The organism is Streptomyces sp. A18, from assembly GCF_059026065.1.
Genome location: NZ_JBWLKL010000006.1, coordinates 97153 through 122881, shown reverse-complemented (window position 1 = coordinate 122881; position 25729 = coordinate 97153). Strand labels below are relative to the sequence as shown.

Here is a 25729-nt window from a genome sequence, read left to right as displayed (position 1 = left end):
TCAGCCCATGGCGTTGACGGCGCGCACGGAGCCGTCGTCGACCCGGGCGTACCACCCGGCGGAGTCGGCGGCGAGGTCGGTGACCTCGCCGTCCACCGGCCACTCCTCGATCACCTTGCCGCCGCGCAGGGTCAGTGCCCGGCAGACGCCGCCCGCGGTGGCGTAGACGGTGTCGTCCGCGACGGCCGGGGGGAGCTGCGCGGTCGCGCCGAACGTATTCAGCCACAGGCTCCTGCCGCTGGTGAGGTCGACGGCTTGCAGGGTCTTGTCGTTGGTCCAGTGGAGCAGGACGCCGTCGGCGGTGACGGGGCCGTGCCCGCCGCCGGGCAGCCGCCGCCAGCAGGCATCGAGCCCGGCCGTGGGTGCGGTCCAGCGGGTCACTCCGTCCACCGGGTCGAAGCCGATGAGCCGCCCCGCTCCGCCGGCGAGCAGCAGGCCCGTGCCGGGGCGCCCGCCGTCGCCGGGGACGTGGCCGAGGGCCGTGCTTCCGCGCCCCGCGGAGACCCTCATGCCGGCGCTGTGCAGCCGGCGACCGTCGCGTACGCCGATGACGTGCAGTTCGCTCTCCTCGGTGAGGAGGGCGAACCGGTCGGCGGCCAGGGTGACGGGGGCGGCGAGGACCTGGTCGTCGCCCGTGAGTCCTTCGTACGTCCAGAGGGTGCGTCTGGTGGCGGCGTCCAGGCAGAGCGGCTTGCCGCCGATGGGCGAGGGCGTGGGCGCGAGGAACAGCGCGGATCCGGAGACCGCGGGCTTGTGCCAGTCCACGACGGCGTCGTCGCGTGCCCAGGGTGAGCCGCCCGCGGGCAGCGCGCGGGAGCGCAGGGTCTGCCCCGTCGAGCTCTCCTTCCTGCTGCCGAGTGCGACCAGGCGCCGATCGGCGACGGTGAACCATCGAGTCTCCGGCGACCAGGCCCCTTCCGGTTTCCAGGGGGCGCCGCTCGTCAAGTCCCGTACTTGGTCCATGAGTTCGGGCGCGATCAGCAGGCCTTCGAGAACGCCCCACATCTCCGGTGCCTCGGCAGCGGTGTCGAACGACTGCCAGCGCCGTTCACCGGTGCGGGCGTCGGCGGCGTGGACCAGGCCCTCCGAGTCGGCGTAGGGCTTGGCCCCGTGTACGAGCAGCGTCGACCCGCTGAGCAGGGCGGCATCGATGCGGCCGCCGTCCGTGAGCAGCGTCCACCGGATCTTGCCGGGGCGCCGTGAGCCCTTCTCGACGCGCAGCCCGGCGTCCTCGTCGTCCGAGCCCTGGTCCGGCGAGGAGTGCGAGATCCCGTAGCCGAGGAGCCCGGCGAAGCCCGCGCCGGTGAGGGCGAGAACGGAGCGGCGGGCAAGGGTCCGGCGGCGTTCGGAACGGACGGCGGCGGCGACGGCGTCGGCGCGGTCGACGGGTTCGGGCCTGGTGGGAGCGGGTGTCGGCGCGGGCCGGGTGGGCTTCGTTTCCGGCGCGGGGGAGGGCCGCCCGGCGGATTCGGTGCGCGGGCGGCCGGGGGAGATCAGGGACCGCAGCGGCTCGTCGCGCCACCACAGCGGGGCTGCCGGATCCGAGGCCCGCGCCAGGACGTCGGGCACGGACGGCCGCAGCGCCGGGTCCTTGCGCAGACACTCCGCGACGAGATCGCGCAGCCCGCCCTTCTCCGGTACGCCGGTGAGGTCGGGCTCTTCGTGCGTGGCGCGGTAGAGCAGCACCGCCACGGGCCCGGAGCCGAAGGGATGCTCTTTGGAGGCGGCGAAGGTCAGCACCGCGCCGAGCGCGAACACATCGGCGGGTGGCCCCGCCGGGGACCCGTCGATCTGTTCCGGTGCCATGAACCCCGGAGTGCCGATCATCGCCCCCGCCTCTGTGAGCACCCGGTCGCCCGCGGCACGCGCGATGCCGAAGTCGATGACGCGCGGTCCGTCGGCGGTGAGCAGGACGTTCGACGGCTTGAGGTCACGGTGCACGATGCCCGCCGCGTGAACGCTCGCCAGGGCCTCGGCCAGGTGGGCGCCGAGCGACCGGGCGGCTCCCGCACCGAACGGCGCACCGGCGGCGACGGCCTGACGCAACGTCACTCCCGGCAGGAACGCGGTGGCGAGCCACGGCACGGCGGAGTCCGGGTCGGCGTCGAGCACGGCGGCGGTGTGCGCCCCGGTCACGGAACGCGCGGCAATGGCCTCACGACGGAACCGTTCCCTGAAGTGCGGGTCGGCGGCCAGGTGTTCATGCACGGTCTTCACGGCGACGAGCCGCCCGCCGGGACTCCGTCCCAGATAGACCTGCCCCATCCCGCCGGATCCGAGCCGCCGCACGATGCGATGCCCACCGAGACGCACCGGGTCACCGGGCAGGAGAGGGGTCCCGGGCAGCGCGGAGGCTGTCCCGCCGGGAGGCGCTGCGGCTGTCATGGTCGCTCCGGGGTGCCGGGCAGGGGCGGGCGGCGGTCGTGGCGGTCAGTGGTCATGGCCGCTCCGGGCCGCTGATCGCGTACAGCGTGCCGTCCGCGCACAGGTGGACGAGGCCCGTGCCCGCAGTGACCAGGTCGACGGAGGTGACGGCGTCCAGGGGGAGGCCCCACTTCGGGGTGCCCGTGGCCGCGTCCAGGGCGTACAGACCCCAGACCGGCTCGCCGGAACCGCCGGGTTCCGGCCCGGCGACGTACACCAGGCCGTCCGAGACGAGCGGCGTCTCGTCCAGTACGCGGAAGCCCGTGCGGGTCCAGCGGACAGCGCCCGACGCCGCGTCGTACGCGCGGACGCCGTCCGTCAAAGGGGCGTGCACCAGGCCGTTCGCGGCGGTCGGGGTGACCCCCGACGCGGTGTCCGCGGGACGGGTCCAGCGGGCACGGCCGGTGGAGAGGTCGATGGCCCGGATCTTCTCCCGCTGCGTGTCGTAGCGCGTCCCCTCGGCGCCGGGGTGGACCCAAGGGCGCCGCGCGCCGCCCTTGATCTCCTTCTCCACCGTGCCGCGCGCGGCACGCAGGACGACCAGCGGATCGCCGTCCGCGTACTCGTCCGTGCCGGGCATGCCCGGGTTCGCGGAGACGGCCAGGGCGATGCGTCCGCCCGCCTGATCGGCGCCGATCACCTCGCCCGCGCTGCCGCCGTGGAACCAGAGCGGCTCTCCCGTGCGGGAATCGAAGCCGTACGCACGCCACTTCCGGTCCGAGGCGGTGCGCCGCGCCTGTGCGGTGCCGTACGCGGCGTAGGTGAGCAGACAGACCACGTCGCCTGCCACGATGAACTGCCCCTCGTTCCCCTCCAGGTCACTGGGCCCGGCGCTGAACGTGGGCCGGGGGCGGTGCGGATGGCGGGACAGCAGGCCCGAGTCCCAGGCCTTGCGGCCCGTGGCCTCGCGCAGGGCGATGAGTTCCGGTTCGAAGAGCGGGTCGCGCAGTACGTAGACCAGATCGCCATGGGTGTCCACGCCCCGCAGGTCCTCCGCCGGATACTCCCAGCGGACGGTGCTGGCCGCCGCGTCAAGGCGCGTGACGGCAGCGTCGTCGACGACGTAGAGATCGTCTCCCTTGCGCAACAGCGAGCCCCCGTAGGCGACTTCACCGACACCGATCCTCCACCGCACCCGCCCCTTCGGCAGCCGCGCACGCGGGGCGCCCGGCTTCTCGGCCGAGTCGCCTCCGCCGCCCTGGCTGAGCGCGATGGCCGTGGCGGTGGTGACGCCGGTGGTGGCGAGGGCGGCGCCGGTCCAGGCGAAGAGGCGTCGGCGGGAGGGGGGTCCGGGGTGCCGGGTGCCGGAGGGCGGCGAGGGCGGAGTATCGGAGGGCCGCGTGTCGGAGGGGGCGTGGTCCTGCGGGCGGGCCCTGCCCCCGGTCGGGGTCGGGGTTTCCACGGCCTGTTCCTCCAGGCCCGCGACCAGCTCCGCGATCTCGTCCTCATGGCGTCGCACGAGCCCCGACACCGGCTCCCGCTCCCACCACGGCGTGTCGCCGGCCCGTGCCCCGCACCAGGCAAGCGCTTCGCCGACCGTCGGTCTGTCCGCCGGGTCTCGGGCCAGGCAGCGGCCGAGGAACGTGTGCCAGGGGGCGCCCGGGACGCCCTCCAGGTCCGGTTCGTCGTGCAGCGTGCGGTACAGGACCGCGGGGGCGCCGCCCGTACCGAAAGGGGCACGGCCCGTGGCGGCGAGCGTGAGTACCGCGCCGAGGGCGAACACATCGGCCGCGTGGCCGGGGCGGCCGTCACGGGCCAGCTGCTCGGGGGCGATGAAGCCGGGCGAGCCGATCGCTTCGTCGACGGCGGTCAGGCTCTCGTCGGCCGCGCTCTTCGCGATGCCGAAATCGAGGACCTTCGGGCCGTCGCGGCCGATGACGATGTTCGACGGTTTCAGGTCGCGGTGCGTGAGCCCCGCCGCGTGCACCCCGGAAAGCGCCTCCGCGAGGGCCGCGCCGAGTACGGCGAGTTCGGCGGAGCCGAGGGGCCCGTGCGCGGCGACGGCCGCCGTCAGGTCGGGGCCCGCGCAGAACTCCGTGGCGAGCCACGGCTGTGCCGCGTCCGGGTCGGCGTCGAGGACAGCCGCGGTGAAGGGCCCGGCGACGGCGCGCGCGGCCACGGTCTCCCTGCGGAAGCGCTCCCTGAACTCCGGTTCCGCGGCGAGGTGTTCGTGCACCGTCTTGACGGCAGCCAGCCGCCCCGACGCCGAACGCGCCAGGCGCACCCGCCCCATACCGCCCTCGCCGAGCGGCGCGACGATCCGATATCCGCCGACCTCGGCCGGCTCGCGCCGCGCCGCCGCCTGTGCCATGCCCCGGCTCCCCCTCCGCCACGACCGCCCCTACGGACGATCTGTGCGACGCCTGTGGGCCATCGTACGGTTGCACGGAAAAGCATTGGTGCCCCGCCAGTTCGCTCTCCTAAAGTGAAGCTCGTCCAGGTGCGAAGGCAGGACTTACTTCCACTCATAATGGGGAGCGGGCGGGTTCGAGTCCCGTCTCCGGCACCAACAGGCCGGAGTAGCTCAGGGGTTAGAGCACCATCGTCAGTTCAGCCGGACTGGAACTCTGGACACCCAAGACTTCACGTATTTCACGCACCTCCCGGTGCGCGGGCAGCGGCTACTTCCTTCCAAGAGAACACGCCGCAGCCACTTTGATCTCGGGAGGCTCAGCGGCAGGTCACGCTCGGTTCCGTCATCGGTGTGCCCTTCTCTGCCGTGCCGCCTCCCCAGTAATTCCGAATTCGGGGGAATTCACCAATGGCACGCTTCAACACCAAGTCCGCGAAGGCGCTCGTCACTTCCGTCGTGAAGTCGACCGGACGCACCGCGCCGACCCACGAGGGCGGCCGAGGAGCTGTCCGGGACCCGCGCTCCGAGCTCTTTCTGCTCGCGGTGGCGAATTTCGTTTCCCAGCGGACCTTTTACGAGAGCGGCGGCGACCGCGACGACCGCTTCTCCGCGCTCGTACGCCGCCTCGCCGTCGAGGACCCGCAGTGGACCGCGGGCCTGCTCGGCTGGCTGCGTGGTGACGGCAACATGCGTACGGCCTCGATCGTCGGCGCCGCCGAGTACGTCAAGGCGCGCCTCGACGCCGGTGCCACCGACGGTCCCGCCAACCGCTGGGTCGTCGCCTCCGTGCTGCGCCGCCCGGACGAGCCCGGCGAGCTGCTCGGCTACTGGACGGCGACGTATGGCCGGAACGTCCCCAAGCCCGTCAAGCGCGGTATCGCCGACGCCGTACGCCGGCTGTACGGCGAGAAGGCGCTGCTCAAGTACGACACGGCGTCCAAGGGTTACCGCTTCGGCGACATCCTCAACCTCGTGCACGCCGCGCCCGACCCGGACAAGCCGTGGCAGGGCGACCTCTTCCAGTACGCGCTCGACCGCCGCCACAACCCCGACTCCGCCGTACCGCCCGCGTCCACCCGCATCCTGTCCGCTCACCGCGCGCTGATGGCGGTGCCGGTCGACGAGCGGCGCGCGGTGGTCACCGGCGCCGGCGGCGCCGAGCGGCTCGCCGCCGCGGGCCTGACCTGGGAGGCTCTGGCGGGCTGGCTGCAGGGGCCGATGGACAAGGCTGCATGGGAAGCGGTCATTCCGTCCATGGGCGCCATGGCGCTCGTCCGCAACCTGCGGAACTTCGACGAAGCGGGGGTCTCGGACGAGGTGGCGGCCGTCGTCGCGGCGAAGCTCTCGGACCCGGCGGAGGTCGCGAGGTCGCGACAGTTCCCCTTCCGCTACCTCGCCGCGTACCAGCACGCGCCGTCGCTGCGCTGGGCGTATCCGCTGGAGCGGGCCCTCGGTCACTCGCTGGCCAACGTGCCCGCGCTGCCCGGCCGTTCGCTGATCCTGGTCGACCGGTCGGGATCGATGTGGTCGCCGCTCTCGGACCGCTCGCAGCTCAACCGCGCGGACGCGGCCGCGGTCTTCGGCACGGCGCTCGCGCTGCGGGCGGCGGACGCGGACCTGGTCGAGTTCGGCACGAGCAGCGCCCAGGTGAAGTACCGCGAGGGTGAGTCCGTGCTGAAGGTGCTTGAGCGCTTCGGCAGCCTCGGCGGCACGAACACCACGGAGGCGGTACGCCGTTTCTACAAGAAGCACGACCGCGTCCTGATCGTCACCGACGAGCAGGCGGCGTACAACCACCACGGCGACCCGACCGAGCAGGTTCCGGCGCACATTCCGGTCTACACCTGGAACCTGGCGGGTCACCGGGTGGGTCACGGCGAGTCCGGCACGGGCAACCGCCATGTGTTCGGGGGGCTTTCGGACGCGGCCTTCCGGATGGTGCAGCTGCTCGAAGCGGGCTCTTCGAGCGAGTGGCCGTGGCTGCGGTAGTCAGGTCAAGGCCCTTGTCCGCGGCGGGGATTGGTATCTAACATTTCAGTTCATGGGAGCCATGCAACCGGTGCGCCGCACCCTTCTCAGGGACCAGGCGTACGCATCGATCCGTGACGCGATCGTCGGCGGGGACATCCCGCCCGGCAGCGTCGTGCGGGACGCCGACCTCGCCGCGTCGCTCGGCCTGTCCCGCGCGCCCGTCCGCGAGGCGTTCTCACGCCTCGTGGACGAGGGCCTCCTGGAGACCAAACCCCAGAGCCACACCCGCGTGACGCCCCTGGACGCGGCCGACGTCAGGGACGCGGCGGCCGTCGTCCGCGCCATGCACGAACTCGCCGCCCGCAGCGCGGTGCCCCACCTGGAGCCCTCGCACCTCTACGCGATGCGGGCGGCCAACCGCCGGTTCGCGGCGGCCGTGCGGTCCGGCGACGTGGAGGGCGCGCTGCGGGCCGACGACGACCTGCACGGCGTCCTCGTCACGGCCTGTGGCAACCGCGCGGCGGCGGCCACCATCACCCGGTACACCCCCCTCATCCGCCGCCTGGAGAGGCAGCGCTTCGGTGAGGGCGTGGCCTGCGGCTCCGCCGAACTGCATGAACGGCTGATCGACGCGTGCGCGGACGGCGACGCGGACGCGGCGGTGGCCGTCACCACGGAGATCTGGCGCGTCCTGGAAGAGCTCGCCCACCCCTGAACCCCCGGAGGCCGCCCGTGCCCGCACCGCTCGACTCCTACGCCCGCTACCCCCTCCTCTTCGGCCCCTCGCCCGTCCACCCGCTGGACCGCCTCACCCACCACCTCGGCGGCGCCGCGCTCTGGGCCAAGCGGGAGGACTGCAACTCCGGCATCGCGTACGGCGGCAACAAGACCCGCAAACTGGAGTATCTGGTCGCCGACGCGCTGGCCCAGGGCTGCGACACCCTTGTGTCGATCGGCGGCGTCCAGTCCAACCACACCCGTCAGGTCGCGGCCGTCGCCGCCCGCGCGGGGCTCAAGTGCGTGCTGATCCAGGAGAGTTGGGTCGACTGGCCCGACGCCGTCTACGACAAGGTCGGCAATATCCTCATCAGCAGGCTCGCGGGCGCCGACGTACGCCTCGTACGCGCCGGATTCGGCATCGGCATCAAGGAGAGCTGGGAGCGGGCGGTGCGCGAGGTCGAGGAAGCGGGCGGCAGGCCGTACGCGATCCCGGCGGGCTGCTCCGAGCACCGGCTCGGCGGCCTCGGCTTCGCGCGCTGGGCGTATGAAGTAGCCGAGCAGGAGGAGGAGTTGGGTGTCTTCTTCGACACCGTCGTGGTCTGCTCGGTGACCGGGTCCACGCAGGCCGGCATGGTCGCGGGGTTCGCCGCGCTCGCCGAGGAAGGCGGCCGTCCCCGCCGTGTCCTCGGCATCGACGCCTCCGCCGACCCCGACCGCACCCGCGAGCAGATCGGCAGGATCACGCGCGGGACGGCCGAACTCATCGGCGTACAGGCGGAGGCGAAGGACTTGGACATCGAGCTGGACGCGCGCTACCACGCGGGCACCTACGGCCTCCCCGACGAGGCGACCCTCGACGCCATGCGGCTCGCGGCCCGCACGGAGGGGATGGTGACCGATCCGGTCTACGAGGGAAAGTCGATGGCGGGGATGATCGACCTGGTGGACCGGGGAGAGATCGCACGCGACGCGACCGTCCTGTACGCGCACCTCGGCGGTCAGCCGGCCCTGAACGCCTACAGCGCCTTGTTCTGATCGGGGCATGGTCTGATCGGGGCGCCTGGGGCACACATGTGCGCGCGGTGCCACGGAGTAACTACGTAACGCTACGGGGAACGGGAAATTGTGTGTCGGTTTGATGCCGATGTGAGGACCGTGTGAGGTCGGAGCATGGTGCGCCGGGGTCCGGAGGGCGCATACTCAGAACATGACGAGGCCCCCCGGTACCCGACGCCACCTGCCGAACAGCCCCTTTAACGTTCCGCCGCCGCCCGCACCGCCCATCGAGCAGTTCGCCGTGGGCGACCGGGTCTCGCACGACCAGTACGGACTCGGACGGATCGTCGGAGTCGAAGGCGAGGAAGCGGTGGTCATCGACTTCGCAGGCCGCCAGGGACGGTTCCTGAGCCCGTATCCCAAGCTGGCCAAGCTCTGATCCCCTGATCTGCGCACGGCAAAGGGGCGGTCGCCAGGACGAATACTCCCGGTGACCGCCCCTGCACATGTCTCGCCGCGGCTACAGCGCCTGCGCCGCGGGCTTCACCATTCCGCGCACGGTCCGTGACTTCACGAAGTCACCCATCGCGGTCATTTCCCACTCTCCGGTGAACTGCTTGATCAGCTTGGCCATCATCACGCCCGTCTGCGCCTCGGCGTTCGTGAGGTCGAAGCGGACCAGCTCCTCGCCCGTCCCCGCGTCCAGGAGGCGGCAGTACGCCTTGGCGACCTGCGTGAACTTCTGGCCCGAGAACGAGTTCACCGTGAAGACCAGGCCCGTCACGTCCTGCGGCAGGCGGCCCAGGTCCACGACGATCACCTCGTCGTCACCGCCGCCCTCGCCCGTGAGGTTGTCGCCGGAGTGCTTGATCGCGCCGTTCACGATCGACAGCTTGCCGAAGTAGCAGCTGTCCACGTGGTTGCGCTGCGGGCCGTACGCGATGACGGAGGCGTCCAGGTCGATGTCCTTGCCGCCGTACGCGGGCTCCCAGCCGAGGCCCATCTTGACCTGCGAGAGCAGCGGCTTGCCGCCCTTGACCAAGGACACGGTCTGGTTCTTCTGGAGGTTGACCCGGCCCTTGTCCAGGTTGATCTTCCCGGCACCGGGCGCGGGGGCTGCGGGCGCCGGGGGAGCGGCGGGCGCGGCCGGGGCGGCCAGACGCGGGTCGGCGACCGGCGGGGGCGGGCCCTGGACCGGGGCGCCGGACGGGGGCGCCATCGGAGCGGCGGGTGCGGCGGCGGCCGGAGCGGCCGGGGTCGCGGGCTCCTCGACCGAGACGCCGAAGTCCGTCGCGATGCCCGCGAGGCCGTTCGAGTACCCCTGACCGACGGCGCGCGCCTTCCACGCGCCGTTGCGCAGATAGACCTCGACGATCACCAGGGCGGTCTCGCCGCCGAGCTGCGGGGGCGTGAACGTGGCGAGGACGGAACCGTCGTCCGCGTTGCGGATGGTGGCGGTGGGCTCGACGCCCTGGAAGGTCTGGCCCGCCGCGTCCGGGCTGGCGGTGACGACGATCTTCTCGATGCCGGCGGGCACGGCGGTGGTGTCCACCGTGATCTTGTCGGGGGTCGTGCCGCCACCCGACGTGTAGGTCACGCCGGGTCCTGCGGGCTGGTTGAAGAAGATGAAGTCGTCGTCCGAGCGCACCTTGCCGTCGGCGGTGAGCAGCAGGCCCGATACGTCGAGCCGCACCGGTGCGGCGACGTCCACCGCCACGCGGGTGGCGGCGAGGGGGATGTTCGAGCCGGGTGTCATAGCGGTCATGTCCGGGGTAACGAACGTCCCGGCTTTGCCGTTCCCTTACCCGCGCAAGATTCTTTCCCGGGCTACCTGAATGCCGGAGGGGCCGGTTCGCAGCCCCTCCGGCACAGCCCGCGTGGCGCCTTCCTACGGCACCACCACGATCTTCCGGCCGAGGCCGGAGGCGAACCGATCCAGCGCGTCGGGGTACGCGTCCAGCGGCATCCGGTCGCTGATGAACACATCCGGGTCAAGCACGCCCGCGGCGAACAGCTCCGCCGCCCGCTCATAGCTGTGCAGCACCGCCATCGACCCGGTGATGGTGATCTCCTGGTTGTAGATGCGGTACGGATCGATGCTGACCCGCGTCGCGTAGTCGGCGACGCCGAACTGCAGGAACGTCCCGGCCTTGGCGACTCGCCCGAGTCCGTCCTGGATCGCGTTCGCGTTCCCGGTGGCGTCGACCACGATGTCCCAGCCCTGCGGCCGCTCAAGATCGTCGGCGCCCGCGGCGGACCCCGATACGCCCAACTGCCGGGCCGTGGCGAGGCGGTCCGGGTTGAGGTCCACGACGTCCACGCTCGCCGCCCCGGTGCGCTTGGCGAGCTCCAGCATCATCAGGCCCATCGTCCCGGAGCCGTAGATCAGGACGTGGGCACCGAGCCGGGCACGCAGCACGTCGTAGCCGCGCACCGCGCAGGACAGCGGCTCGATGAGGGCCGCGTCCTGGGTGCGTACGTTCTCGGGGAGCCGCACACAGTTCGCGACGGGCGCGACCGCGTACTGCGCCGCGCCGCCCGCCGTGGTGACGCCGATCGCCGCCCAGCGCTCGCAGAGGTTGTTGTGACCGGTGCGGCAGTAGCGGCACTCGTAGCAGTAGAGCGAGGGATCGACCGCGACCCGGTCGCCGACCGCGAGCTCCGTGACCTCGCGGCCGAGGCCCACCACCTCCCCGGCGAACTCGTGCCCCGGCACCACCGGCAGCGTGGGCGCGAACTCGCCCTGCAGGATGTGCAGATCGGTCCCGCACAGACCGCACGCGGCGACCTCGACGACGACCTCGCGCGGCCCCGGAGTGGGGTCGGGCACCTCGCCGACGACAGCCTTGCCGACGGACTCGATGATGGCGGCCTTCACTTGACGGCTCCCAACGACAGGCCCTGGACCAGCTTGTCCTGGGCGGCGAACCCCGCGGCGAGCACCGGCAGGGAGATCACGAGCGACGCGGCGCACACCTTCGCCAGGAACAGGCCCTGGCTGGTGATGAAGCCGGTCAGGAACACGGGTGCGGTCTGGGCGACGACGCCCGTGAGCACCCGTGCGAAGAGAAGTTCGTTCCAGCTGAAGATGAAGCAGATCAGGGACGTCGCCGCGATCCCCGGCAGCGCGATGGGGGCCACCACACGCGTGAGGATGGTGGGCAGGCGCGCCCCGTCGATCTGCGCGGCCTCGATGATCGCGACCGGCACCTCGGCGAGGAAGGACTGCATCATCCACACCGCGATCGGCAGGTTCATCGACGTGTAGAGGATGACGAGCAGCCAGATGTTGTCGAGCATCTCGGCGTTCTTGGCGAAGAGATAGATCGGAAGCAGGCCCGCCACGACCGGCAGCATCTTCGTCGACAGGAAGAAGAACAGGACGTCCGTCCACTTCTTCACCGGCCTGATGGAGAGCGCGTACGCGGCGGGCAGCGCCAGGACGAGCACGAGCAGCGTCGAGGCGACCGACGCCACGGTCGAGTTGATGAGCGAGGGCCAGGGGCTCGCGCCGCCGCCGCTGCCGAAGAAGTCGCGGTAGCCGTCCAGGGTGAGCGAGGCGGCGAGCGACGGTGGATTGGTGGCGGCGTCCTCCTCCGAGTGGAAGGAGGTCAGCGTCATCCAGGCGATCGGCAGGAAGAACAGGATCCCGGCCAGCCAGGCGGCGAGGCCGAGGCCGGCCGACCCCCGGATACGGAAGCGGCCTGCGGGCTGGTTACGTACACGCGTCACGGCGGTGCTCATGCGCGGGACGCCTCCTCACGGAACAGGGACGAGACGACCCGCAGCGCGAAGGTCGCGATGATGATGGATCCGATGACGACGAGGACACCGGCGGCGGACGCCAGACCGTTCTCGTGGGCCTGGTAGAAGCTCTGGTAGACGGTGTAGGGCAGGTTGGCCGTGCCCAGGCCGCCCGACGTGATCGTGAAGACCGCGTCGAAGTTCTGCACGATGTAGATCGAGCCGAGCAGCGCCCCCAGCTCCAGATAGCGGCGCAGATGAGGCAGCGTCAGGTAGCGGAACACCTGCCAGTTGCCCGCGCCGTCCATGCGGGCCGCCTCGATGAGCTCGCTGTCGCGGCTCTGCAGCCCGGCGAGCAGGATCAGCATCATGAAGGGCGTCCACTGCCAGATCAGGGAGGCCTCGATGGCGATCAGCGGGGTGTTGGACACCCAGTCGGGCTGGGCCGCGCCGTCTCCGCCCACCCAGTTCAGGAGGCCGTTGAACAGGCCGTACTCGGGGTTGTAGAGCACGTGCTTCCACAGCAGCGCGGCGGCCACCGGCACCAGCAGGAACGGCGCGATGAGCAACGTACGCACCATTCCACGGCCCCGGAACTTCCGGTCCAGGAGCAGCGCGAGCCCGAGGCCGATGACGAGGCTGGCGATCACGACGGTGGCCGTGAGCACGATGGTCGTCAGGACGGACTTGCGCAGGTCCGGGTCGGTGAGGACCTCGGAGTAGTTGTCGAACCCGGCGAAGCTGCGGGCGTCGGGGTAGAGGGCGTTCCAGTCGAAGAAGGAGATCACCAGCGTGGCCACGAACGGCAGCTGGGTCACGACGACCATGAAGATCAGGGCGGGCAGCAGCGGGGCCCTGGTGGCCCAGGCGCGCAGCCTTCCCGGTGCCTTGGGTCCGGGGGCGCGCGCTGTGGTGGGCGCGACGGAGGTGGTACTCGCGGTGGCGGTCATCGTCCCTCGTACTCCTCGGCGATCTTCTCGGCGAGCTTCTGTGACTTCTTGAGGGCCGATCCGACGGACTGGCGCCCGGCGATGGCCGCGCTGATCTCCTGGGAGACCTTCGTGCCGAGGTCGGTGAACTCGGGGATGCCGACGAACTGGATGCCGGGCGCGGGCCGGGGCTGCACGCCCGGGTCGCGCGGCCGTGCGCCCTCGATGGCGGCGCGGGTGACGTCCTGGAAGGCGGCGGCTTCCTTGCGGTACTCGGGGTTCTCGTACGTCGAGGCGCGCTTGCCCGCGGGCACGTTGGACCAGCCGATCTTCTCGCCGACCAGCTCCTCGTACTCCTTGCTGGACGCCCAGGAGACGAACTTCCAGGCCTTGTCCGGGTTGCGCGATGCCTTCTGCAGACCCCACGCCCAGGTGTAGAGCCACCCGGAGCTCTTGGTCTTCTCCACGGGGGCGGGTACGTAGCCGATCTTGCCCTTGACCGGGGACTTGGCGGACTCCAGCGAACCGGCGGCGGCCGTGGCGTCGTACCACATGGCGGTCTTGCCCTGGGTGAGGTTGTTCAGGCACTCGGCATAGCCGGACTGTGCGGCCCCGGACTCCCCGTGCTCGCGGACGAGGTCCACGTAGAACTGCGTCGCCTTCTTGAACTCGGGGGAGTCGAGCCGGGCCTTCCAGTCCTTGTCGAACCACGTGCCTCCGAAGGTGTTCACCACGCTCGTCAGGGGCGCGATCAGCTCGCCCCAGCCCGGAAGGCCGCGCAGACAGATGCCCTTCATCCCGGACTCGGCACCATCCACGTCGGCCGCGAGCTTTGCCACCTGCTGCCAGGTGGGGTGCTTGGGCATGGTGAGCCCGGCCTTCTTGAACACGTCCTTCCGGTACATCAGGAAGGACGACTCTCCGTAGAAGGGCTGCCCGTAGAGCTTGCCGTCGTCGCCGGTGAGGGACTGGCGCATCGGCGGCAGTACGTCCTTCTCGTCGTACGCCTGGTCCTTGCGGGTGTACGAGCCGAGCTCGTGCAGCCAGTCGTTCTTGGCGTAGATCGGGATCTCGTAGTTGCTGAGCGTGGCGACGTCGTACTGGCCCGCCTGGTTGGCGAAGTCCTGGCTGATCTTGTCGCGGACGTCGTTCTCGGGCAGGACCGTGAAGTTCACCTTGATGCCCGTTTCCTTGGTGAAGTGGGCGGCGGTGAGCTTCTGCAGTTCGACCATCTGCGGGTTGTTCACCATCAGTACGTTGATGGAGTCGCCGCCTGAACCGGTCCCGCCGGCTCCGGCCCAGCAGCCGGAGAGCAGCGGGGCAAGCAGCGTCCCTGCGGCTGCCGCGGCGAGTGCGCGCGACCTCCGTCGGCTCTGGGTTCGCATGGATGCTCCTGGACGTATGGGGACGTATGGGGTGGGTGCGGGGTGAATTCGGGCGTGCGGGATCACGAAAGGTGCGAGGGACAGGGGAAACGGGAGGGGGGAAGGGGGCAAATGGGAAAGGGGGTCCGGTTCAGACGCGGACGACCTGCGGGCCCTGGAGCGAGTAGCGGTGCGCCTCGGACGCGGGCAGCTGCGTGCTGGTGACGATGGCCTCCAGTTCACCGACATGCGCGAACCTGCAGAAGCTCGCCGCCCCGAACTTGGTGTGCACGCCCGCGAACACGGTGCGCCGTGACGCGCGGATGGCCTGCGTCTTCACCTCGCTGACGGCGGGGTCGGGGGTGGTCAGGCCGTGCTCGCGGGAGATGCCGTTGGCCCCGATGTAGGCGAGGTCGATCACGAAGCCGGACAGCATGCGCGTCGTCCAGTGGTCGACGGTCGCGAGGGTGCCGGGGCGGACGCGTCCGCCGAGCAGGAGGACGGACATGTTGTCCGCCTCGGCGAGGGCGCCGGCGGTGGCCAGGGACGCGGTGACGATGGTCAGGGGGCGGCCCTTGGCGGCTTCGGGCAGAGCCTCGGCGATGAGCTGCGGGGTGAAGCCCTCGTCGACGAAGACCGTTTCGGCGTCGCCGAGGAGGTCGGCGGCGGCCGTGGCGATCCTTCGCTTCTCCGGGACGTGCATGGTGGTACGGAACGCGAGGGTCGTCTCGAAGCCCGCGCTCTCCACGGGGTAGGCGCCGCCGTGGGTGCGGCGGACCAGGCCGTGGTCCTCCAGGGCGCGGAGGTCACGGCGGACGGTTTCCTTGGCGACACCGAGTCTGGTGGCGAGAGCCGTGACGTCGACGGAGCCGGAGGTCCGTGCCGCCCGGACGATTTCCCGCTGTCGCTCTTCCGCGGTCATGGGTGCCGCCTCCTTCCCTCGCTGTGCCCGTTCGGGCCCTGTGGGGAAGTTCTACAGCGGGGCGGGGTGTGTGAACAGGCTCGGAGCGGGGGCGATGGTGCCCGGCTGTGCCCGTTTGGCGGGGCCATGGCCTCTGCTTCGGGCTCGGGCGGTGCCCGTTCGGGGGGTGGAGGGTGCCCGTTCGCTGCCCGCTTGGGGGTTCAGGGCTTTCTTTTCCCCAACCCCGCCCCTTCCCAAAAACCCGCTCTGGCGCGGGGGCCTTGCGTGCCCTCATCACCGGCTCCGCCGAGTTCGTCCTCAAACGCCGGACGGGCTGAGATTTCCCCCGCCGGTCCGGTTTTCGGGAAGGGGCGGGGTTGGGGAAAGAATCCCCTCAGTACGGCCACACCGGAGGGTTCGTGCAGAAGTGGCCCCCCAGGTTCGCGTGGTCCGGGTTCCCGGGATCCAGTTCCCCCTGCTCAGCGACCAGCTTCTCCGCGTACTGCTCAGAGTCATCCTGCGGCTCGTACCCCAGCGCCCGCGCCGACGAGAGATCCCACCAGAGCCGCGTATTCGCAGACGATCCGTACACCACCGCATGCCCCACAGCGGGAGCGGTCAGCGCCGCGTGGAAGAGGCGGGCCCCGTCGCCGGGGCTCATCCAGACCGACAGCATCCGCACACTCGACGGCTCCAGGAAGCACGACCCGATCCGCACCGACACCGTCTCGATCCCGTGCTTGTCCCAGTAGAGCTGGGCGAGATCCTCGCCGAAGGACTTCGACAGGCCGTAGAAGGTGTCGGGACGGCGCGGCGTGTCCACCGCGATCAGCGGATCCTCGCCGACGGGCCGCGGCGTGTACCCCACCGCGTGGTTCGACGACGCGAAGACGACACGGCGGACGCCCTCCTCGCGCGCCGCCTCGTAGAGGTTGTACGTCCCCTCGATGTTCGCCCGCAGGATCTTGTCGAAGGAGGACTCCAGGGAGATGCCCGCGAGATGGATGACCGCGTCGACACCCCGCACGGCCTCCCGCAGCACCTTCTTGTCGCCGAGGTCCGCCGTGATCGCGTCCGGCTCGGCCTCGATGGGCCGCACGTCGAGCAGCCGGAGTTCGTAGCCGTAGGCCGGAAGGAGCCCGCGCATCAAGGTGCCGAGGCCGCCTGCGGCGCCGGTGAGCAGGATGGTGCGGGGAGCGGGCATGCGGGGGTCTCCTCGGATCAGCGGCCGCGTTCGACGGCGTAGGGCTGTGCGTGTGGGTTCGCCTGCGCGTGAGTTCGTGTGCGCGTACAGCATTCACATCCGTGGACAAACTAAAGAGCTGCACCTCTCCTCGTCAAGTGTCGTACGGAGGCGGTGAATCCGCTCTCGAATCGCGGTTCCCGTGTGGACCTTGGCGCTTGACCGGGGGTCAAGGGGCGGCTTAGCGTGGATGCGTTCAGAAATATGGACGTGGATCAGAAACGTGCACAGGAATGTGCGCGGCAACGTGCACGCTTAGGGAGAGCCCGTGACGTCAGCACCCCTCGCCGCTCGACTCGACATCCCCAGCGGGCCGCTGTTCTTCCCGGTCACCGCCTATGGACCGGACGGCTCCATCGACCTCGACCTCTTCCGCGCGCACGTGCGCGCGGGGATCGAAGCGGGCGCCGCGGCCGTGTTCGCCTGCTGCGGCACCGGCGAGTTCCACGCCCTGACGCCCGAGGAGTTCCAGGCGTGCGTCGCAGCCGCCGCCGAGGAGTCGGCCGGGCGGGTGCCGGTGGTCGCGGGCGCCGGTTACGGCACCGCGCTAGCCGTGCGGTACGCGAAGCTCGCCGAGGAGGCGGGTGCCGACGGGCTGCTCGCCATGCCGCCCTACCTCGTCGTGGCCGGGCAGGAGGGGCTGCTGCGGCACTACGCCGAGCTGGCCGCCGCGACCTCCCTCGACGTCATCGTCTACCAGCGCGACAACGCCGTGTTCACCCCGGAGACAGTGGTCGAGTTCGCCCGTACCGAGGGGATCATCGGCTTCAAGGACGGCCTCGGCGACATGGACCTGATGCAGCGCATCGTCAGCGCCGTGCGTGCCGAAGTCCCGGAGGAATTCCTCTACTTCAACGGTCTGCCCACCGCCGAGCTGACCGGGCTCGCCTACCGGGGCATCGGCGTGACGCTCTACTCGTCGGCGGTCTTCTGCTTCGCGCCCGACATCGCGCTCGCCTTCCACCGGGCCTTCAACGCCGGCACCGCCGAGGGCGACGCCCTCGTGAACCGGCTCGTCGACGGCTTCTACCGGCCCTTCGTCGAGCTGCGCAGCGAAGGCCGGGGATACGCGGTCTCCCTCGTCAAGGCGGGCGTACGCCTGTCCGGCCTCGACGTCGGCGGGGTGCGGCCGCCGCTGCACGAACCCGCCGACGAGCACATCAAGCGCCTCGCCGAACTGACCGAGCGCGGGCGCGCCATCCTGCGGGAGGAGAGCGCGTGAGGACCTCCGCCTTCCTGTACCCCTGGGACGTCGTCGGTGACCCCGGAGCGCCCGCCCGCATCGCGGACCTCGGCGTCCAGCAGGTCACCCTCGCCTCCGCCTACCACTCCACGCGCGCGCTGACGCCCCGCCACCCCCGCCATCGCATCGTCACCGCCGAGCACGCGGCGGTCCTGTACGAGCCCGGCGACCGGTGGGAAGGACGAGAGCTGCGCCCGTACGCGGCCGGGAGCTGGGCCCCGGGTGATGCCTACGGAGCAGCCGCCGACGCGCTCGCGGGCGTGGGGCTCGACGTGCACACCTGGGTGGTCCTTGCCCACAACTCCCGTATGGGCGCCGACCATCCGGACACCTCGGTGGTCAACGCCTACGGAGACCGCTACCCCTGGGCGCCCTGCATCGCACGGCCCGCCACGCGCGCGTACCTCGTCGACCTCGCGGCGGAGGCCGCCGTGCGCCCCGGCGCGCGCGGCACCGAACTGGAGTCCCTCGGCTGGTACGGCCTCGCGCATCTGCACGCCCACGACAAGATCGCGGGAGTGCCGCTCGGCGAGGCCGGGCAGTACCTGATGTCGCTGTGCTTCTGCGCGGACTGCCGTGCGGGGTACGCACAGCAGGGGCTCTCCCCCGACGAGTCGGCTGCCGCGGTCCGCCGCGCCCTGGAGTCCGTGTGGCGGGGCGACGAGACCCCGGGCGGCTGGGCGGCGGTGGAGGAGCTCCTCGGCGCCGAGACGGCGGCGGGCGCGCGCGCGTGGCGTGAGGAAACCGCCCGCACGCTCCAGGAGGCGGCGATCGCGGCCGTGCGCTCCGCTGCCCCGGACGGCTTCCAAGTGCTGCTGCACGCCGACCCGGTGGCGTACCACTGCGGCGCCAACGCCGGAGTCGACCCGCGGCACATCCTCTCCGTGGCCGACGGCGTGGTCGTGCCCTGCACGGGCGGCGCCCAGGCGCTTGAGCCCTTCGACGAACACCGATCCGACCGCACCATCCTCGCCGCGAACCTCACCGTCGTCTCCGGCATGGGCGGCAGCCCCGCCACTCTCGCCGCCGACGCCGAGCAGGCGGTCACGCTGGGAGCGGACGAACTGCGCCTCTACCACGCGGGCCTCGCGTCCGACGCGGATCTCGCGCACGTGACCAAGGCTCTGGAGCACCTCAAGTAGCCCTCGGCGCACCGCAAATGGCCCCTGTCGCACTCCAAGTGGAACCGGTTACCATCCGCGCACCACAACACCGTCGCTCCGGCCACGAGCGGACGAGCGGCGACCACAGGACGAGGAGTCAAGGTGCGCATCAAGGGGATATCCGCGCTGGTCTGTGCCGGATTGATGGCAGGCGCGGCCGTACTCGGCGGGGCGGTGCCCGCGGCCGCGCAGGACGGCGAGAGACCCACCGCGGCGGACGGCAAGACCGACATCCGGGAGCAGTTGGAGAAGATCCCCGGCATGAAGGTCGTCTCCGTGGCCGACAAGGAGGGCCACCCCTTCTACACGCTCACGTACGCCCAGCCCGTCGACCACGGTGACCCCGGCGCCGGCACGTTCACCCAGCGCGCCACGCTCTGGCACAAGTCCACGGACAAGCCGACCGTCCTCTACACCGGCGGCTACACCCTGGCGTCCAACACCACTGCCCTCACCAAGCTGATCGACGCAAACCAAGTCAGCGTCGAGCACCGCTACTTCGAGCAGTCCCGGCCCTCGGGCGCGACCGGTTCCGACTGGTCCAAGCTCACCGTCCAGCAGGAGGCCGCCGACGAGCACCGCCTCACCCAGGCCCTGCGCGGCATCGAGAAGGGCAAGTGGCTCGGCACGGGCGCCAGCAAGGGCGGTATGACGGCGACGTACCACGAGCGCTTCTACCCCGACGACCTGGACGCGGTCGTCGCGTTCGTGGCGCCGAACGACGCCAACAACACGGACGACAGCGGCTACGAGCGGTTCTTCAGGACGGTCGGCACGGCCGAGTGCCGGGCCGCGCTCAACGCGGTGCAGCGCGAGATGCTCGTACGCCGTGAGGCACTGCTCCCCAAGTTCGAGGCGGACGCGAAGGCCAACGGCGACACCTTCGAGGAGACGCTCGGCACCACCGACCGCGCCTACGAGTTCGCGGTGCTCGACCAGGTGTGGAACTTCTGGCAGAGCGGCACCGCCGACGACTGCCCGACCGTGCCCGATGCCAAGAAGGCAGGCGACGACGAGCTCTACGACTGGTCGAAGAAGCACGGCTTCAGCGTCTACCAGGACGAGAGCCTCGGCACGAACGGCACGGGCCCCTACTACCGTCAGGCTGCCACCCAACTCGGCTGGGCCGACCTGAAGTTCAAGCACCTCAAGGACGTCCGCCACTACCCGGACATCTACCAGCCCAACTCGGTGCTTCCCGAGGCGATGCGCGGCTCGTACCACAACAGGACCATCGCCGACGTCGACCGCTGGGTGAAGACCCGCGGCCAGCGGATGATGTTCATCTACGGCGAGAACGACCCGTGGAGCGCGGAGAAGTTCACGCCGAGCCACCGCGACTCGTACCGCTACGAGGCCCCCGGCTCCAACCACGGCGCCTCCATCGCCAAGCTGCCGGCCGCCGATCAGGCCGAGGCCACGGCGACCATCAAGCGCTGGGCGGACGTGAAGTAGTTCGCCCGCCCGGGTGTCCGTGCGGGCCCGGCGATGAGTTCCGGGCGTCGGGCCGGTCTACACGGCAGGAGCGGTCCGCGGTACAGGGCTGCCGGAAATCGGGAGGATCCATGACGGACATGATCGACTTCGCACCGCAGGCCCGGCTTGTGGCGGGCGTCGCGGAAGGCATCACCGACGAGCAGCTGGCGGGGCCCACGCCCTGTCCGGAGTACCGGGTGCGCCATCTCCTTGGGCATCTGGTCGGTCTGACCGGTGCGTTCCGTGATGCCGCGCGCAAGGATCTCGGGCCGCACCTCGACCAGGTTCCCGGGGACGTCGTGCCGGACGTCGGCCCCGAGTGGCGTGCCGCCCTGCCGAAGCTCCTTGACGAGCTGGTGGAGGCGTGGCGCGACCCGGCCGCGTGGGAGGGCATGACCCGGGCGGGCGGCATCGATCTGCCGGGTGCCGTCGCGGGCGCCGTCGCCATGGACGAACTCGTCGTACACGGCTGGGACCTGGCACGGGCCACGGGCCAGACGTACGCCCCCGACGAGGCGAGTCTCTCGGTGGCCGAGGCGCTGCTCACGCCCGAGGAGGGCGGCTCGTCCGGGGACAGCCTGTTCGGGGCCGTGGTCCCGGTGCCGGACGACGCGCCGCTCCTCGATCGTGTGATCGGCCTCAGCGGCCGCGACCCGGGCTGGAGGCCCGGCGCGTAGGGGTCGGGCCCGCGGCACCAGGGGTTTCTCCGGATCAGGTATTGATCGGGTAAAGGGTCTCGCGAGGTTGCGTGTGATGCGCGTAGACAGTGCGCGTAGACAGGCGTTGACCTGCTCGAACTCGGTGGGTCTACACCGACTCTGCCCCTGACCCCGAGACCCTGATCCGGAGAAATCGACCTATGCGGAAGTCCCTACGGGTGGCGGGCATCGCCACCGCATGCGCCGTCGCAGGCGCCACGCTGTACGGCACCGGTGCAGCCACCGCCGACAACGCCTCGGCGCGGCACACCGCCGAACCCCAGAACATCGGCGTGCTCGTCGGTGAGATCGACGACTACTACGGCGCGTACCAGGACGCCGACGGTGTCTGGCGTTCCTCGCCCGACAGCCCGTACGCCAAGGACCTCGCGCGCATCCAGGCGAAGGCGAAGAAGGGCATCAGGAAGGCCGCCGCGCACGGCGCCGAGGGGCGCGGCGGGAAGAGCGGCGGCCACGGCAAGAAGCCCGCGATAGTCCTCGACGTGGACGACACCGCACTGCTCAGCTTCGACTACGAGAAGACCACCAACTACACCTACGACAACGCCACGTGGGACGCGTACGTGAAGGCGGCCAAGCGTCCCGCCGTCTTCGGCATGCCCGAGCTCGTCAAGTACGCCAAGGGCAAGGGCGTCGAGGTCTTCTTCCTGACCGGCCTGAGCGAGTCGCAGCGCGCGGGCGCGGTCACCAACCTCGCCAAGGCCGGTTACGACACGCAGCTCGACACCACGCACGTCTTCACCAAGAACAAGACCGCCCCGCCCGCCTACCTGAGCCACTGCGCGACGCCCGCCAAGTGGGAGTGCACCACGGTGCAGTTCAAGGAAGGCACCCGCAAGCACATCGAGTCGACCGGCTACGACATCGTCGGCAGCTTCGGCGACCAGGTCTCCGACCTCGCGGGCGGGTACGCGGACAAGACGTACAAGCTGCCGAACCCGACGTACTTCGTGGAGTAGGCCCCGTTGCCCGATGCCGAGGTGGAGTCGGCATCGCGAGATAGGTTGCATTCCTGACTAGGTCGCTTTACGGTCTAGGTAGCTCACATGCTCATGGGGTCGCGCGGCACGTCCGTCGCGGCCCCTTTCGGGAAGGGGGATCCCACCATGACCGTTTCGCCTGACTTCTCGGCCGCGTCCACGGCCCTCACGGCCGTGCTCGGCGCCTATCTGCTGTTCGGTGAGCCCTGGTTCGGCCGCCGCCTCTACGCCTCGCTGGCCCGCCGCCGCGACACCGAACCCCGCGCTCTCGTCGGCTACTTCACCTTCGTGCTCGCCTTCTGGTGTGTCTTCGCGGCGCTCGCCGTGGCGGCCCTGTTGCTCTCGCCGGGTATGGACGCGTCCGACCTCGGCATCGCGGCGCCCGAATCGCCGGTGTCCACCGCCGTCGTCATCGTCGTGATCGCAGCGATCTCGGTGGTGTCCGGGCGGAAGATGCGCGCCCTCGCCGAAGGCGGCAGGAACGTGCCGGGGCTCGCATCCATCCAGGCGATGCTGCCGCGCACGGCACAGGAGCGCCGCCTGGCGATCGCCGTCGCCGTGACCGACGGCGTCTGCGCCGAACTCGTCTACCGCGGGCTCCTGATCGCCTTCGGCGTCGGCGTGCTCGACCTCAACATCTATGTGGCCGCGGCCCTATCGGCCCTCGTGTACGCCGCCGCCGGTTTCTACCAGGGCCGCAGCGGTGTCATCGCCTTCGGCTGCGTCGGGGCGGTGTTCGCCGGGCTCTATGTGACGACCGGGAGCCTGGTGCTGCCGATCGTCATCCATATCGCCCTCTCGGTAAGGGACTTGACGCTCCCCGTGCCGGAGCCGATCGGCTCCGTGCCCACGCACGTGCCGACCCCGAAGGGCAACTGACCATGGCCGCACCCATGTCCGGAGGCGCGAAGACCGATCGCAGAGCCAGCTGGTTCAAGGGCGTACTCGATCTGCTCGTACTCGCAAGCCTCACCGACGGCGAGAGCTACGGCTACGAGATCGCCAAGCTGCTCGGCGCCGCCGGCTTCGGTCAGATCAAGGGCGGCACGCTCTATCCCGTGCTCAACCGCCTGGAGGAGGCGGGCCTGGTCGCTGCCGAGTTCCGGGCCACCGAGAAGGGGCCCGGCCGGCGCTACTACTCCCTGACGGACGCCGGGCGCGCCACCCTCGGCGAGCAGGGCGGGCTGTGGCTCGCCTTCGACGGATCCGTACGTGAGGTGCTCGCGAAGGCAGGTGTGCGATGAGCTACTTCGTCGAACTCGCCGCGCTGTTGCGGGAGCAGGGGGCACCCGCCGATCACGTCGAGGCGACCGTCGCCGATCTGCGGGCGCATCTGGAGGAGTCGGGCGGCGCGGACCCGGAGGCCGAGTTCGGGCCCGCGGAGGAGTTCGCCCGCGAGCTGGTGCCTGCCGGGGGACAGGAACCCGAGGCCCCCGGCGCGCACGTCGAGACGTGGCGGTGGGCCGCCGACACGTACGTCGACGAGGAGTTGCTGAACCGCTTCGGCGACGAGGGGTGGGAGGTCGAACGGGTCGACGCGCTCGGGCGCTTCGTCAGCCACCGGGACCTGGAGCGGCCGCAGCGCTGGGAGTACCGGCGTGAGCTGGTCACGCGGGGGCGGGAGGGACTGGACGAGCGGTTGGCTCCCGACGGCTGGGAGGCCTGTGGGAACTGGATCGTCTATGCGTGGTTCAAGCGGCCGCTGGCTGCGAGCCTTGGGCCTGACGCGGAGATTCCGGCGCCGCCCGGGGCGCCGGGCCGGGGGCGGTTCTACAGCCGGCGGTTCTATGTGCTGGTGGCTGTCGTGGCGGTGGCCGGTGTGTTGGCGGGGGTTGCCGTTGCCGTCGATGACGGTGACGCGGGCAGCGGGCTCGGCTTCGTCGGAGGGCTGCTGGCGGGGGCCTTGGTTCCGTTCGCGGCGCTGTGGGGCCGGCAGGTCTGGCGTTCGCGCCGTTGACCTCCGCGGGGTGCCGTCACTCTTGATCGGCACCCCGCGGGGCAGGCGGGGCTACGACTTCAGCGCCGCCGACATCATCGCCTTCGCGATCGGTGCCGCCAGGCCGTTGCCGCTCACCTCTGACCTCGCCGCGTCCGAGGACTCGACGATGACCGCCACCGCGACCTCCTTGCCGTCGCTGCCCTTGGCGTACGAGGTGAACCACGCGTACGGCGTCTTGCTGTTGTTCTCGCCGTGCTGGGCCGTGCCCGTCTTGCCGCCCACCTCCGCGCCGCTGATCTGCGCGTTCGAGCCCGTGCCCTTGTCGACGACCGTCTGCATCGCCGACTGCAGCTCACGCGCCGTGCTCTCGCTCATCACGCGTTCCGAGTCAGGGTCGTCGTACGAATCGAGGACGTCGCCGTCCGAGTCGGTGGTCTGGGACACCATGTGCGGCGAGACCAGCTCACCGCCGTTGGCGATCGCCGCCGAGACCATCGACATCTGCAGCGGCGTCGCCGTGACGTCGAACTGGCCGATGCCGGTCAGCGCGGTCTGGGCCTTGTCCATGTCCGACGGATAGACGCTCTCGGACGCGCGCACCGGCACGTCCAGCTTGTCGGTGTTGAAGCCCATCTTCTCGGCCATCGCCTTGACCTTGTCCTGGCCCAGGTCGACCGCCAGCTTCGCGAAGACGTTGTTGCACGAGTACTGGAGGGCCGTACGGATGTCGGCGTCCTCGCACGGTGCGCTCGCGTTCTCGTTCGTCAGGACGGTGGACGTACCGGGCAGCGTGTACGGGTTCGGGCTGTCGGTCCTGGTGTCCGCCGAGCCGTAGAGCCCGTCCTCGAGCGCCGCCGCCGCGACCACCAGCTTGAACGTCGAGCCCGGCGGCAGCGCCTGCCGCAGCGCGCCGTTGACCAGCGGCTTGTCCTCGTCGCCCGTCAGTGACTTCCACGCCTTGGAGTCCGTGGAACCGCTGATGTCCGAGGGGTCGTACGAGGGGGTCGACACCACGCCGAGGATCTTGCCCGTTTTCGGGTCGATCGCGACGGCCGCGCCCTTCTTGTCGCCGAGCGACTTGTACGCGGCCTTCTGCACCGCCGGGTCGATCGTCGTGACCACGTCACCCGGATCGGCGCGCTTGTTCGTGACCGCGTCCAGCGGGTTCTTCAGCCGTATGTCGGTGCCGTCGAGGATGTCCTTGTAGATGCCCTCGAGCTGCGTCGCTCCGTACACCTGCGAGCTGTAGCCCGTGACGGCCGAGTACAGATCGCCGTCCTTGTAGGTGCGCTTGTACGCGAGGTCGCCGCCCTTCGTCCGCTCGGAGCCGGTGATGGCCTCACCGCCCACGATGATGTCGCCCAGCGGGTTCGCGTACTGCTCGATCACGTTCCGCCGGTTCAGCTTGTCGTCCGCGAGCGCCTTCGAGTCGTGGAACTGCACCCACGTCGCCCGCACCAGGAGGGCGACCACGAGCAGCAGCGTGAAGACCGAGGCGTGCCTGATCGTCTTGTTCATCCCGTGAAAGGACGAGCGACACGGACGCATTCGTTCCGGTCTGCCG

Annotated in this window: 22 protein-coding genes; 12 read left to right on the top strand and 10 right to left on the bottom strand. The window is 70.7% G+C overall.

The annotated features are described in order from the left end of the window. Both AC5P1C_RS12500 and AC5P1C_RS12495 read right to left on the bottom strand, forming a co-directional pair. A complete protein-coding gene (locus AC5P1C_RS12500; protein ID WP_493865835.1) occupies positions 1-2385 on the bottom strand; it encodes a protein kinase domain-containing protein in 2385 nt (794 codons plus the stop codon). Between the two features lie 52 nt (positions 2386-2437). Then, positions 2438-4735: a protein kinase domain-containing protein gene (locus AC5P1C_RS12495; RefSeq protein WP_493865834.1), complete on the bottom strand. Its 2298-nt coding sequence runs from the start codon at positions 4733-4735 to the stop codon at positions 2438-2440. A gap of 450 nt (positions 4736-5185) precedes the next feature. On the opposite strand from AC5P1C_RS12495, the gene AC5P1C_RS12490 reads away from it, so the two are divergent. The 4 genes from AC5P1C_RS12490 to AC5P1C_RS12475 all read left to right on the top strand — a co-directional run bounded on the left by AC5P1C_RS12490 (position 5186) and on the right by AC5P1C_RS12475 (position 8903). Further along, on the top strand, positions 5186-6766 hold the full coding sequence (locus AC5P1C_RS12490) for a TROVE domain-containing protein (protein WP_493865833.1): 1581 nt from the start codon (positions 5186-5188) through the stop codon (positions 6764-6766). 52 nt (positions 6767-6818) lie between these two features. Then, positions 6819-7463: a GntR family transcriptional regulator gene (locus tag AC5P1C_RS12485; RefSeq protein WP_493865832.1), complete on the top strand. Its 645-nt coding sequence runs from the start codon at positions 6819-6821 to the stop codon at positions 7461-7463. A gap of 17 nt (positions 7464-7480) precedes the next feature. After that, positions 7481-8503, top strand: coding sequence for a 1-aminocyclopropane-1-carboxylate deaminase (locus AC5P1C_RS12480; RefSeq protein WP_493865831.1), 1023 nt, complete (start codon positions 7481-7483; stop codon positions 8501-8503). 172 nt (positions 8504-8675) lie between these two features. Further along, positions 8676-8903, top strand: a complete 228-nt coding sequence (locus tag AC5P1C_RS12475) for a CarD family transcriptional regulator (RefSeq protein WP_135329399.1) — start codon at positions 8676-8678, stop codon at positions 8901-8903. A gap of 81 nt (positions 8904-8984) precedes the next feature. On the opposite strand, the gene AC5P1C_RS12470 is transcribed toward AC5P1C_RS12475, so the two are convergent. The 7 genes from AC5P1C_RS12470 to AC5P1C_RS12440 form a co-directional block, all read right to left on the bottom strand. Next, entirely contained in the window at positions 8985-10220 is a 1236-nt protein-coding gene (locus tag AC5P1C_RS12470; RefSeq protein ID WP_493866051.1) for a TerD family protein, read from the bottom strand. 132 nt (positions 10221-10352) lie between these two features. Beyond that, the gene (locus AC5P1C_RS12465) at positions 10353-11342 is read right to left on the bottom strand and encodes a zinc-dependent alcohol dehydrogenase family protein (protein WP_493865830.1); all 990 of its coding nucleotides are present in this window, start codon (positions 11340-11342) and stop codon (positions 10353-10355) included. Beyond that, entirely contained in the window at positions 11339-12208 is an 870-nt protein-coding gene (locus AC5P1C_RS12460; protein WP_493865829.1) for a carbohydrate ABC transporter permease, read from the bottom strand. The genes AC5P1C_RS12465 and AC5P1C_RS12460 overlap by 4 nt, the downstream gene beginning before the upstream one ends. Continuing rightward, positions 12205-13158, bottom strand: coding sequence for a carbohydrate ABC transporter permease (locus tag AC5P1C_RS12455; protein ID WP_493865828.1), 954 nt, complete (start codon positions 13156-13158; stop codon positions 12205-12207). Before AC5P1C_RS12455 ends, AC5P1C_RS12460 begins: the two co-directional genes overlap by 4 nt. Beyond that, on the bottom strand, positions 13155-14522 hold the full coding sequence (locus AC5P1C_RS12450; protein WP_493865827.1) for an ABC transporter substrate-binding protein: 1368 nt from the start codon (positions 14520-14522) through the stop codon (positions 13155-13157). The genes AC5P1C_RS12455 and AC5P1C_RS12450 overlap by 4 nt, the downstream gene beginning before the upstream one ends. Before the next feature lie 130 nt (positions 14523-14652). Further along, the gene (locus AC5P1C_RS12445) at positions 14653-15423 is read right to left on the bottom strand and encodes a DeoR/GlpR family DNA-binding transcription regulator (RefSeq protein WP_493865826.1); all 771 of its coding nucleotides are present in this window, start codon (positions 15421-15423) and stop codon (positions 14653-14655) included. Between the two features lie 373 nt (positions 15424-15796). After that, entirely contained in the window at positions 15797-16606 is an 810-nt protein-coding gene (locus AC5P1C_RS12440) for an NAD-dependent epimerase/dehydratase family protein (protein WP_493865825.1), read from the bottom strand. Between the two features lie 307 nt (positions 16607-16913). Here AC5P1C_RS12440 and AC5P1C_RS12435 point away from each other — a divergent pair, with 307 nt between their 5' ends. The 8 genes from AC5P1C_RS12435 (at position 16914) to AC5P1C_RS12400 (ending at position 24183) form a co-directional block, all read left to right on the top strand. Then, positions 16914-17867 (top strand): 5-dehydro-4-deoxyglucarate dehydratase, encoded by a 954-nt coding sequence (locus AC5P1C_RS12435; RefSeq protein WP_493865824.1) that lies wholly within the window; start codon positions 16914-16916, stop codon positions 17865-17867. Further along, entirely contained in the window at positions 17864-19030 is a 1167-nt protein-coding gene (locus AC5P1C_RS12430) for a hypothetical protein (RefSeq protein ID WP_493865823.1), read from the top strand. Before AC5P1C_RS12435 ends, AC5P1C_RS12430 begins: the two co-directional genes overlap by 4 nt. Before the next feature lie 123 nt (positions 19031-19153). Then, on the top strand, positions 19154-20506 hold the full coding sequence (locus AC5P1C_RS12425; RefSeq protein WP_493865822.1) for a S28 family serine protease: 1353 nt from the start codon (positions 19154-19156) through the stop codon (positions 20504-20506). A 110-nt stretch (positions 20507-20616) separates the two neighbouring features. Next, a complete protein-coding gene (locus tag AC5P1C_RS12420) occupies positions 20617-21204 on the top strand; it encodes a TIGR03086 family metal-binding protein (RefSeq protein WP_493865821.1) in 588 nt (195 codons plus the stop codon). A 182-nt stretch (positions 21205-21386) separates the two neighbouring features. Continuing rightward, positions 21387-22205, top strand: coding sequence for an HAD family acid phosphatase (locus AC5P1C_RS12415; RefSeq protein ID WP_493865820.1), 819 nt, complete (start codon positions 21387-21389; stop codon positions 22203-22205). A gap of 147 nt (positions 22206-22352) precedes the next feature. Beyond that, a complete protein-coding gene (locus tag AC5P1C_RS12410; RefSeq protein WP_493865819.1) occupies positions 22353-23105 on the top strand; it encodes a CPBP family intramembrane glutamic endopeptidase in 753 nt (250 codons plus the stop codon). Positions 23106-23107: 2 nt separating this feature from the next. Then, complete coding sequence (locus tag AC5P1C_RS12405; RefSeq protein WP_493865818.1) at positions 23108-23470, top strand: PadR family transcriptional regulator; 363 nt, start codon at positions 23108-23110, stop codon at positions 23468-23470. Beyond that, a complete protein-coding gene (locus AC5P1C_RS12400) occupies positions 23467-24183 on the top strand; it encodes a hypothetical protein (protein WP_493865817.1) in 717 nt (238 codons plus the stop codon). Before AC5P1C_RS12405 ends, AC5P1C_RS12400 begins: the two co-directional genes overlap by 4 nt. A 51-nt stretch (positions 24184-24234) precedes the next feature. Here the strand turns inward: AC5P1C_RS12400 and AC5P1C_RS12395 are convergent, their stop codons facing one another. After that, the gene (locus AC5P1C_RS12395; protein WP_493865816.1) at positions 24235-25683 is read right to left on the bottom strand and encodes a peptidoglycan D,D-transpeptidase FtsI family protein; all 1449 of its coding nucleotides are present in this window, start codon (positions 25681-25683) and stop codon (positions 24235-24237) included. Between the last annotated feature and the right edge of the window lie 46 nt (positions 25684-25729).